Below are 11213 nucleotides of genomic sequence, written 5' to 3'. Positions count from 1 at the left end.
TCTCGCCCTGAAATAGGCCGTAGGTCCGTAGGGTGCGCACCTGTGCGCACGCGGATGCAAACTTTGCTCAGCCGTACAGCGTGCGCACAGGTGCGCACCCTACGCACCGTTCATTTCGCCTGGAATAGCCGGTTGAGCGGACATTCTATGCCATAGAGAATCCGCCCGGCCGCCTTCTCACATTGTCTCGCCGAACAGCTCGCGTCCGATCAGCATACGCCGAATTTCGCTGGTGCCAGCGCCAATTTCGTAGAGCTTGGCATCGCGCCACAGGCGGCCGACCGGGTACTCGTTGATGTAGCCGTTGCCGCCCAGCGTCTGGATCGCCTCGCCCGCCATCCAGGTCGCCTTCTCGGCGCTGTATAGGATGGCGCCGGCGGCGTCCTTGCGCAGCGCGCGCACCTGTTCCGCCGTAACGGCGCGGTCGCACGCCTGGCCGACCGCGTACACGTAGGCGCGGCAGGCCATCATGGTCGAATACATGTCGGCCAGCTTGCCCTGCATGAGCTGGAATTCACCGATCGCCTGGCCGAACTGCTTGCGCTCGTGGACATACGGCACCACCACGTCCATGCAGGCGCTCATGATCCCCAGCGGGCCGCCGGACAGCACGGTACGCTCGAAATCCAGGCCCGACATCAGCACGTTCACGCCCTTGCCCACGCCGCCCAGCACGTTTTCGACCGGCACTTCGCAGTCCTGGAACACCAGCTCGCCCGTGTGCGAGCCGCGCATGCCCAGCTTGTCGAGCTTTTGCGCAATGGAAAAGCCCGGGAAGCCCTTTTCGATCAGGAAGGCGGTCATGCCGCGCGGGCCGGCTTCGATGTCGGTCTTGGCGTAGACGACCAGGGTGTCGGCGTCCGGACCATTGGTGATCCACATCTTGGTGCCGTTCAGGACGTAGCGGTCGCCCTTGAGCTCGGCGCGCAGCTTCATGCTGACCACGTCGGAGCCGGCGTTCGGTTCGGACATCGCCAGTGCGCCCACGTGTTCGCCGGAAATCAGCTTGGGCAGGTACTTGCGCTTCTGTTCTTCGGTGCCGTTGCGCTTGATCTGGTTGACGCACAGGTTCGAGTGCGCGCCGTAGGACAGGCCCACCGAGGCCGAGGCGCGCGAGATTTCCTCCATCGCCACGATGTGCGCCAGATAGCCCATGCCGGTGCCGCCGTATTCCTCGCTCACGGTGATGCCGAGCAGGCCCAGCTCGCCCATCTTTTTCCACAGGTCCATCGGGAACTGGTCGGTGCGGTCGATCTCCGCAGCGCGCGGGGCGATTTCGGCCGCGGCGAACTGTTGGACTGCTTCGCGCAGCGCGGCGATGTCCTCGCCATGATCAAAGGTCAAGCCTGGGAGATGCAGCATGTCGTCCTCTCGATGAGCGGGTGTTTGCGTAAATGGCCAGCTTGCATGATAGCGCGGAGTGACGTTAACGTAAACGTCAAGTGATTGATGTCAAACAGCGCAAAAAGCCGCACCGGCCGTTGCCGGCGCCTTATGCCGCGTCGCTTTCCTTGAGCGGCTCGTCTTGTGCCAGCAGACGCCGGCATTCTTCTTCGTGGACGGTGATCTCGGCCAGCGACATCTCGATGTCGGTCCGCTGCTGTTCCAGCGTGGCGCGCTGATGGTTCAGCACCGTGAGGAAACGTTCGATCTGCGCCACCGTGTCTTTCGGCGTCTCGTACATGTCGACGATGCTCTTGATCTCCGACAGGGTCAGGCCGAGCCGCTTGCCGCGCAAGGTCAGCTTCAGGCGCGTCCTGTCGCGCGGGGTGTAGACGCGATTGCGTCCGCCCAGGCCCTCGCGTGATGGGCTAAGCAGCCCCTGGTCTTCGTAGAAGCGGATCGCGCGCGCGGTCACGTCGAATTCGCGCGCCAGTTCGGCAATGGTATAAGTCGTGGCCATGTGGTGTACGGCGGTTAAAGGAAGCAAATTGCGGAATCGCTTAGAATCCCGGCTGTTGGCCAGGGTGCCATGCATTCCGTTTACGTCAACGTCAAGCGCATTGTAGCGCGCCCTTACCTTCACGAACACGAAAGATTGTCAGCATGAACCCGCTCGAGTCCCAGCTTGTCTATCCCTTCGGCGATATCCTGCCCGCCCCTGGCCGGCTGCAAGAAGTCGCGCCAGACGTGTTCTGGGTCCGCATGCCGCTGCCATTTGCGCTGGACCACATCAACCTGTGGCTGCTGCGCGACGAGGTCGACGGCCGCCAGGGCTGGAGCGTCATCGATTCTGGCGTGGCGACCGACGCGACCAAGGCCGCGTGGGAGCAATTGTTTGCCGGTGAACTGGCGGGCCAGCCCTTGCTGCGCGTGTTTGCCACCCACTGCCATCCCGACCACGTGGGCCTGGCCGACTGGCTGTGCGAACGTTTCGGCGCGCCGTTCTGGATCACCACGGGCGAGTTCGGCTTTGCGCGCATGATGGCGGCCGCGCTGCCGGGCGCCGACGGCCCCGCCGCGATTACCCATTTCGAGCGCCACGGCCTGCTTGATCCGGACATGCTCGAGCAGATGCGCAGCCGGCGCAATTACTATCCATCGCTGGTGCCGGCCGTGCCCCAGGCGTACGTGCGCTTGCAGGACGGGCAGGAGGTGCGCATCGGCAAGGCAAACTGGCGGGTGATCACCGGCTTCGGCCATTCGCCCGAGCATGCGGCGCTGTATTGCGACGAAAAACATCTGTTAGTTTCGGGTGACATGGTCTTGCCGCGCATTTCCACCAACGTGTCCGTTTTCGCGGTCGAACCCGAGGGCAATCCTTTACAGTTGTACCTCGATTCGCTGGGCAAGTTCGCCGGCTTGCCCGAAGATACGCTGGTGCTGCCGTCACACGGCAAACCCTTCCGCGGGCTGCACACCCGCATCGCCCAGCTGCGCGCGCACCACGTGGAACGCCTGGCCGAAGTCGTTGTCGCGTGCGCCGAGCCGCGCTCGGCGGTCGACATCGTGCCGCTGATGTTCCGGCGCAAACTCGACGCCCACCAGCTCAGCTTCGCTCTTGGCGAAGCGCTGGCCCACCTGCATAAATTGTGGGCCGACGGCATCCTGCGCCGCGTCCCGGGCCTGGATGGCATCATCCGATTCCATCGGGCCTGACCCATTGTTTGGTTTCCTTTGGGCAACCGATACCCCTTGGTTATAGCTGGCCTGCGCCATTCGTGTGGCGCAGATTGACTATTTCTGCCAAGATGCGTTTTCAAATTGATACATTTCCTCACTAAAACATTGTGACGCGCAGGCCAAACCCGGCTAAAATCTATTCAAAACTCACATTTTTGTTACACAGAAACTGCGTAAACTGTCACGATAGTTGTTAACGCATCAAATGTAACGGTATCCCGAGGCATCAGACAGCACCATTCATGAATTCAACAAACGAAAGGGAAGGCTTCAGCGAGCGTTTGCAGCAAGCGTTGAAGAGTGCCCACTACTCCCCGGATAGTCCCACCCGCCTGGCACGCGAATTTAACATTCGTTTCGAAGGCCGCCCCATCACCGTCCATGCCGCCCGCAAGTGGCTGGTGGGCGAAGCCATCCCGACCCAGGAAAAACTGCGCATGATCGCCCAGTGGCTGGGCGTGCCGGCTGACTGGCTGCGCTTTGGCAGCAATGATAAAGAGGCGCCGAACGGCGACGGTACCAACGGCTCCGCCCGTTTCGAATCCGCCGACGTGAAGCTGATCTCCGACCTGCAGCGCCTGGACGATCATCACAAGCAACTGGCACGCGAGTTCATCCGCATGCTGGTGCGCATGAATCACCAGAAGTGAGCGGCCTGACTGCCCTCCGGAAAATTTTCTTTCGAGAGGGCAGCACAAACGCCGAATAGTGGCTCATAATCAAGAGAGGTAGTGGCATGCCCGCCATCTGTGTTACCCGGTCAGCTTCGAGGACACCGCCGCTCATGAAAAGCAACTACAGCAACACCGCCACCCTCAAGACATTGATGACAGCGCCGCCGATGTCGGCGGCCAAGCACGCCGAAGTGATGCGCAAGCGCATCGCCCAGCGTCGCATGGTCGAGGAAGCAAGAGAAATGAAGAAAGCCGAAAGCCAGCTGCTCGAATTCGAACGGCGCGAGTAGGCGTCAAGCCTCGGTCGTCGGCTTCATGCCCGGCCACTCGGGCGCGAGCGCGTGCGCGATGTCGAACAGGTCGAGCACGCGGGCGATCGTGTGGTCGACCATTTCGTCGATGCTCGCCGGATGCTGGTACAGGCCAGGCACCGGCGGAAAGATGATGCCACCCATTTCGGTGACTGCGGTCATGTTGCGCAAGTGCGCCAGGTTGAACGGGGTTTCCCGCACCATCAGCACCAGGCGCCGGCGCTCCTTGAGCACCACGTCGGCCGCGCGCGCGATCAGGTTATCCGACAAGCCATGCGCCACTGCGGCCAGCGTTTTCATCGAGCACGGCGCGATCACCATGCCGTCGCTGCGGAAAGAACCGCTGGCGATCGAGGCCCCGATTTCCCGGTTCCTGTGAACTACGTGCGCCAGCGCTTCGACCTCGCGCCGCTGCAGGCCAACTTCCTGGTGCAGGGTGAGGCAGGCGGCGTCGGACAGCACCAGGTGCGTTTCGACGCCGGGCGTGGCGGCCAGGCGCTGCAATAGGCGCACGCCATAGATTGCACCGGTCGCGCCGGTAATGGCGACGATCAGCCGACGGCCGCCGCTCCGGCGCACCGGGCTGTCAGTCATTCTTCTTCAGCAGGGCTTGCAGTTCGCCGGACTCATACATCTCGTTCATGATGTCCGAACCGCCGACGAACTCGCCATTCACGTACAGCTGCGGAATGGTCGGCCAGTTCGAGAATTCCTTGATGCCCTGACGCACTTCCGGATCGTCCAGCACGTTAACGGTGGCGATGTTATCGACGCCGCAAGCCTTCAGGATTTGCACGGCACGGCCCGAAAAGCCGCACTGCGGGAACTGCGCGGTGCCCTTCATGAACAGCACGACAGGCGTGGTGGTCACGGTTTCTTTGATCCAGGTTTGTACGTCGCTCATGTCTGTCTGCCTTTGGGGAAAAAGTTGTAGATGAATGACGTCATTTTATAAGAAAACGGGCAGGGGGGTGACCCCGGGCCGGGCGGTGCGGGAGGCCACGTAGGGGGCGCGCGGCCGGCGAGGACCCGTGCGCACGCGGTTCGCGAACGCAGCGTATCAAAGCGGCAGCCGCAAGTCAGCATACGGTGACCGCGTGCGCAAAGTTTCGCACCCTACGATTTGTCGAAGCCCGCGACGTAGCAGGTAGGGTGGGCGGCTATGCCACGTTCACGAACCGCGTGCGCACATAGTGCGCACCCTACAATACTGTTCGGGGCCCCGGCGAGCTTACTTCTTCAGCTTCGCAAACGCCGCCGCCATCGCGCCACCCGCCGGTGGAGCCGCGCGCTCCTGCCGCTGGTGCTGCGCCAGCCGCTTGCCGTCGTTACGGTCCCCGCGCTGCTCCGGCCGCGAACCCGCCTTCGGCGCGCTGTCGGTCAAACGCATGGTCAAGGCGATGCGCTTGCGCTTGACGTCCACTTCGAGCACCTTGACCTTCACCACCTGACCGGCCTTGACCACCGTATGCGGGTCCTTCACGAAGCTGTTCGACAGTGCCGAAATATGCACCAGCCCATCCTGGTGCACGCCGATGTCCACGAACGCGCCGAAGGCCGCCACGTTGGTCACCACGCCTTCCAGGATCATGTCGGCCTTCAGGTCGCCGATCTCCTCCACCCCTTCCTTGAAGGTCGCGGTGGCGAACTCGGGACGCGGGTCGCGCCCGGGCTTTTCCAGCTCCTTCAGGATGTCCGTCACGGTCGGCACGCCGAACTTCTCGTCCGCGTACCTGCCCGGGTTAAGGGTGCCGAGCAGCTTGCCGTCGCCGATCACGGCCTTGATGTCGCGCTTGATGTCGGCCAGGATCTTCTCGACCACCGGATAGGATTCCGGGTGCACCGCCGACGCATCGAGCGGGTTCTCGCCGTTCATGATGCGCAGGAAGCCGGCCGCCTGTTCAAAGGTCTTCTCGCCCAGCCGCGGCACTTTTCGTAGCGCGGTGCGCGACGTGAACGCGCCATTCATGTCGCGGTAGGAGACGATGCCCTGCGCCACGCTGGAGGACAGGCCGGAAACGCGCGCCAGGAGCGGCGCCGACGCGGTGTTCACATCCACGCCAACCGCGTTCACGCAGTCCTCCACCACCGCGTCGAGCGAGCGTGCGAGCTGGGTCTGCGAGACGTCGTGCTGGTACTGGCCGACGCCGATCGACTTCGGATCGATCTTCACCAGCTCGGCCAGCGGATCCTGCAGCCGCCGCGCGATCGAGACCGCGCCGCGCAGCGACACGTCCAGCTCCGGCAGCTCGCGCGAGGCGAATTCGGAGGCCGAGTAGACTGAGGCGCCGGCTTCCGACACCACGATCTTGGTGAGCTTGAGCTCAGGATGGTTGCGGATCAGTTCCTGCGCCAGCTTGTCGGTCTCGCGCGAGGCGGTGCCGTTGCCGATCGAGACCAGCGAGACCGCGTGCTTCTCGGCCAGCCGGGCCAGCGTGTGCAGCGCGCCATCCCAGTCGTTTCGCGGCTGGTGCGGGTAGATGGTCGCGGTGTCGACCACCTTGCCGGTCGCATCGACCACGGCCACCTTCACGCCGGTGCGCAGGCCCGGGTCCAGGCCCATGGTCGCGCGCGGGCCGGCCGGGGCGGCCAGCAGCAGCGACTTGAGGTTGCGCGCGAAGACGTCGATCGCTTCCTGCTCGGCGCGTTCGCGCAGGGCGCCCATCAGTTCTGTCTCCAGGTGCATGAAGCTCTTCACGCGCCAGGTCCAGCGCACGGTGTCGAGCAGCCATTTGTCGGCCGGACGGCCCGCGTCCTTGATGCCGAAATGCCCGGCGATGCGGCCTTCGCACGGATTGTGCGGCGCGTCCCACTTCGGCTTGTCAAGCTCGGTATCGAGCCGCAGCGTGACGTCGAGCGCGCCCTCGCGGCGGCCGCGCATCAGGGCCAGCGCGCGGTGCGAAGGCACGGTGGCCAGCGGCTCGGAGTAGGCGAAATAATCGGCGAACTTCTCGCCCTCGTCCTCCTTGCCCGCGACGACCTTCGATTCGACCACGCCGTGCTCCTGCACATACTCGCGCAGCGACTGCAGCAGGGTCGCGTCCTCGGCGAAGCGCTCCATCAGGATCTGGCGCGCGCCATCGAGCGCGGCCTTGGCGTCTAGCACGCCTGGGTTGTTCGCCCCGTCAGCCGTGGTGAAGGCTTCGCGCAGGTACTTGGCCGCTTCAAGCTCGGGCGCCAGGCCCGGGTCGGCCAGCAGGCTTTCCGCCAGCGGCGCCAGGCCCGCTTCGATCGCGATCTGGGCCTTGGTGCGGCGCTTTTGCTTGTACGGCAGGTACAGGTCTTCCAGCCTGGTCTTGTCTTGCGCGTGCGTGATTGCGTCCAGCAGCTCGGGCGTCATCTTGCCCTGTTCGGTGACCGAGGCGATGATCGCGGCGCGCCGCTCCTCGAGCTCGCGCAGGTAGCGCAGGCGCTCTTCGAGCAGGCGCAGCTGGGTGTCGTCCAGGCCGCCGGTGGCTTCCTTGCGGTAGCGGGCGATGAAAGGCACCGTCGCGCCTTCGTCGAGCAGGGCGATGGCGGCGGCGACCTGGGCCGGTTTGGCGGACAGTTCTTGGGCGAGGCGTTGTTCGATGGAAGGCAGCATGGGTGCGTTTTGTCGGTGAGTCAAGCGGGCAATGATACGCAAATGCGACGGATGCGCCAGTCTTGACAATAGTGATCGACCAAATCTCGACAGTTCGGGTCCGGTCAGGTTCGTGACAGCCGGGCCGGGGCAAAATTTATCCGACCCGGGACCAGCACGCCTTGATTCCGGGGCAAGCACCCTCATTTGCCGCGCTTGCTCTGCCCGACACCAACCCAGGAAAAAGGCCGGGCTGGCTCCTTCTATTGAGCAATCTTTCGAACAGTAAAGATTTCTTCACAAAGTGCGATCCCGAACAAAACTCAAGCGCTGGGATGAGGGATAATAGCGTTTGTTGCTGTTTTTTATACAGACTCCAGAGACCCATGCACACAGTTGATTTTCAACGCGATGAAGCCAACGGCGCTCCGGCTGCGCGTGCCCCCGCACGTTCCCCGGCCTTGCCCGCGCCTGTGGCCAGCTGGCTGCAACGGGTCGAGGCGGCCGCGCATCCGCAGCCCAAGCTGACCGCCGAAGTGACGGACCCGAAGGCTGTCCAGTACAAGTTCGTGTACGTGATGGCGCCCACCAGCGGCGGCCGCCACGTGGCGCTGTGCCTGTGCAAGGCGCGCCTGCGGCCCAACGGCGAGGTGGCCGCCGCCAGCCCGGTCAGCGAAGTGTTCTCGCTGCTGTCGGCCCCCCCCAGCTACCTGGAGGGCGATGACGAAGACCTGGTGCGCTTTTTCATCGCCATGCGCAGCGGCTCCAACCAGAGCACCAGCGCCACCGAGCCCAAGGGCAAGGTCGGCGCGATCCTGCTGCACATGCTGCTGGAGCAGGAAAAGCTGCTGTGGGCGAACTCATGGTCGGACATGAGCAGCGGCCTGGTCTATCCGCTGCAAGCGGGGCCGGTGCGCCAGGCCAACCTGGCCTGGCGTGACGAAGGCCGGATCGCCAAGCTCGGCTGGTCGGTCGAGCCGGCCAAGGGCGCCAACCACCCGGGCGCGGACCAGATCGACTACATGCTGCCGACCGACCCGCCGTGGTACATCGACAACCTGTCGTGCGGGCCGCTGGACCTGAACCGCGGCGGCGTCGAGATTTCGCTCTCGGAACTGCAGGCGCTGGTGGCGCAGGCCCCGGCGCTGGCCGGCACCGACAAAAAACGGGTGTCGCAGCTGCTGCTCGCGCACGGCCTGCAACAGCTCATGCCGCTGCCGCAGCCGCTGCAGCAGCGCCTGCGCACCGACGTCAAGCCGCAGCCGTTCCTGCTGCTCGATTCGGTGGCGCTGGCCGACAACGGCATCCAGCGCTGGCACGACTTCGCGGTGCTGTCGTTCGATTACGACGGCCAGCGCATCTCGTTCGACCCGTCCCAACGCGTGGTGCGCCAGGTCGGCGACATCACCGAGGTCATCGCGCGCGACGAAGCGGCCGAGGCCGAGGCGCTCGCGGCCCTGGGCGAGCTGGGTTTTCGCAAGCCGGCCACGGCGCCGCTCAACGCCGTCTCCGGCGCGCTGCAGCTCGACAGCCAGGCCGCCTGGCTGCGCTTCGCCGAGAACGACCTGGACGCGCTGTCCGATCGCGGCTGGCACCTGCAAAAGTCGCCCAAGTACCGCTACGACGTGGTGCCCGTCGACGACTGGTACGCCGAAATCGACGAGCCGGAGGAAGCCGGCAACGCCTGGTTCGAGCTGGAGCTGGGCATCGTGGTGCATGGCCGGCGGGTGCCGCTGCTGCCGGTGCTGGTGCAGCTGATCCGCAATGCGCCAATGGACTTCGATCCCTCGGTGCTGGCCGCGCACGCCGAGGCCGACCAGATGCTGGCGCAACTGCCGGACGGCCTGCGCGTCGCGCTGCCATGGGGCCGCGTCAAGCCGATCCTGTCCACGCTGGGCGAGCTGTACTTCAACGACAAGGTCAAGGACAAGGTGCGCCTGTCGACGCTGGACGCGGCGCGCCTGGACGAACTGTCGCGCGGCAGCATGCTTCGCTGGACCGGCGGCGAGCAGCTGCGCGAGACTGGCCGCAAGCTGAACCAGTTCGGCTCGATCAAAAAGGTGCCGGCCCCCGGCGGACTGCGCGCGACCCTGCGCGACTACCAGCTCGACGGCCTGGCATGGATGCAGTTCCTGCGCGAGTACGACCTGGGCGGCATCCTGGCCGACGACATGGGTCTGGGCAAGACCGTGCAGACGCTGGCCCACATCCTGACCGAGAAAGAGGCAGGGCGCCTGACCTGCCCGGCCCTGGTCATCGCCCCCACCAGCCTGATGACCAACTGGGTCGAGGAAGCGAACCGCTTCGCGCCCGGGCTGAAGGTGCTGCTGTTGCAGGGCAAGGAGCGCATCGAGCTGTTCGACCGGATCGACGAAGCCGACCTGGTGCTGACCACCTACGCGCTGCTGCCACGCGACGAAGAAAAGCTGCGCGAGCACGAGTACCACCTGGTGATCCTCGACGAATCGCACTACATCAAGAACACGCGCTCGAAGGCGGCGCAGACGGCCGGCATGCTGCGCGCGCGCCACCGCCTGTGCCTGACCGGCACCCCGCTCGAGAACCACCTGGGCGAGCTGTGGTCGCAGTTCCACTTCCTGCTGCCTGGCCTGCTGGGCGACGAAAAGACCTTCAACAGCCAGTTCCGGCACCCGATCGAGCGCCAGGACGACCTGGTGCGCCGCACGCTGCTCAACCGCCGCATCAAGCCGTTCCTGCTGCGCCGCACGAAGGACAACGTGGCCAAGGAACTGCCGGAAAAGACCGAGGTTGTGCGCCGCATCGAGATCAGCGGCCCGCAGCGCGACCTGTACGAAACCGTGCGGCTGGCGATGGACAAGAAGGTGCGCGAAGAGATCGACCGCAAGGGCGTGGCGCGCAGCCAGATCGTCATCCTCGAGGCGCTGCTCAAGCTGCGCCAGGTCTGCTGCGACCCGCGCCTGGTCAAGGCGCTGCCGGCCAAGAAGAACCAGGCCAGCGTCTCGGCCAAGCTGATGGACCTGATGCAGATGATCGACGACCTGCTGGAAGAAGGCCGCAAGATCCTCGTGTTCTCGCAGTTCACCAGCATGCTGGGCCTGATCGAAGAAGAGCTCGAGGCGCGCAACATCCCGTACGCGATCCTCACCGGCGAAACGCGCGACCGCGCCGCCCAGGTGGCCGCGTTCCAGCAGGGCGCGGTGCCGATCTTCCTGATCAGCCTGAAGGCCGGCGGCGTCGGCCTGAACCTGACCGCGGCCGACACCGTGATCCACTACGACCCGTGGTGGAACCCGGCGGCCGAGAACCAGGCCACCGACCGTGCCTGGCGCATCGGCCAGGACAAGCCGGTGTTCGTCTACAAACTGATCGCCAAGGGCACGCTGGAAGAGAAGATCCAGCAGCTGCAGCAGAAGAAGTCGGAACTGGCGCAGTCGATCCTGGCCGAAGGCGAATCGCAAAAGCTCGCGCTCACGCAGGAAGACTTGCAGGCGATCTTCGCACCGCTGGACGAATAAGAGGTCGCTCAGTAGCGCGCCTGCCACCCGGCCTGCATAAAGGCCG

At 64.7% G+C, this 11213-nt stretch carries 9 protein-coding genes; 4 read left to right on the top strand and 5 right to left on the bottom strand.

Translation table 11 applies throughout. From position 1 onward, the window contains the following. Nucleotides 1–177 precede the first annotated feature (177 nt). Nucleotides 178–1362 carry an isovaleryl-CoA dehydrogenase gene (locus tag E4O92_RS21955; RefSeq protein ID WP_135191802.1) on the bottom strand — a complete coding sequence of 395 codons (1185 nt, stop codon included), beginning with the start codon at nt 1360–1362 and terminating at the stop codon, nt 178–180. Between the two features lie 130 nt (nt 1363–1492). Next, nucleotides 1493–1903, bottom strand: a complete 411-nt coding sequence (locus E4O92_RS21950) for a MerR family transcriptional regulator (protein ID WP_135191801.1) — start codon at nt 1901–1903, stop codon at nt 1493–1495. A gap of 143 nt (nt 1904–2046) precedes the next feature. Between E4O92_RS21950 and E4O92_RS21945 the strand changes: the two genes are divergently transcribed. The 3 genes from E4O92_RS21945 (at nt 2047) to E4O92_RS21935 (ending at nt 4087) form a co-directional block, all read left to right on the top strand. Continuing rightward, nucleotides 2047–3099 carry an MBL fold metallo-hydrolase gene (locus tag E4O92_RS21945; protein WP_135191800.1) on the top strand — a complete coding sequence of 351 codons (1053 nt, stop codon included), beginning with the start codon at nt 2047–2049 and terminating at the stop codon, nt 3097–3099. A gap of 266 nt (nt 3100–3365) precedes the next feature. After that, on the top strand, nt 3366–3773 hold the full coding sequence (locus E4O92_RS21940) for a hypothetical protein (RefSeq protein ID WP_135191799.1): 408 nt from the start codon (nt 3366–3368) through the stop codon (nt 3771–3773). 134 nt (nt 3774–3907) lie between these two features. Further along, the gene (locus E4O92_RS21935; protein WP_135191798.1) at nt 3908–4087 is read left to right on the top strand and encodes a hypothetical protein; all 180 of its coding nucleotides are present in this window, start codon (nt 3908–3910) and stop codon (nt 4085–4087) included. Nucleotides 4088–4090: 3 nt separating this feature from the next. On the opposite strand, the gene E4O92_RS21930 is transcribed toward E4O92_RS21935, so the two are convergent. The 3 genes from E4O92_RS21930 to E4O92_RS21920 form a co-directional block, all read right to left on the bottom strand. Then, a complete protein-coding gene (locus E4O92_RS21930; RefSeq protein WP_135191797.1) occupies nt 4091–4702 on the bottom strand; it encodes a UbiX family flavin prenyltransferase in 612 nt (203 codons plus the stop codon). Continuing rightward, complete coding sequence (gene grxD / locus E4O92_RS21925; RefSeq protein ID WP_135191796.1) at nt 4695–5012, bottom strand: Grx4 family monothiol glutaredoxin; 318 nt, start codon at nt 5010–5012, stop codon at nt 4695–4697. The genes E4O92_RS21930 and grxD overlap by 8 nt, the downstream gene beginning before the upstream one ends. A gap of 327 nt (nt 5013–5339) precedes the next feature. Next, entirely contained in the window at nt 5340–7691 is a 2352-nt protein-coding gene (locus tag E4O92_RS21920) for a Tex family protein (RefSeq protein WP_135191795.1), read from the bottom strand. 365 nt (nt 7692–8056) lie between these two features. On the opposite strand from E4O92_RS21920, the gene E4O92_RS21915 reads away from it, so the two are divergent. After that, complete coding sequence (locus E4O92_RS21915) at nt 8057–11167, top strand: DEAD/DEAH box helicase (RefSeq protein ID WP_135191794.1); 3111 nt, start codon at nt 8057–8059, stop codon at nt 11165–11167. Nucleotides 11168–11213 lie beyond the last annotated feature (46 nt).

It is taken from the genome of Massilia horti (genome assembly GCF_004614195.1).
Taxonomy (GTDB): Bacteria; Pseudomonadota; Gammaproteobacteria; order Burkholderiales; family Burkholderiaceae_D; genus Telluria; species Telluria horti.
This window is presented reverse-complemented; position numbering and strand designations above follow the sequence as displayed.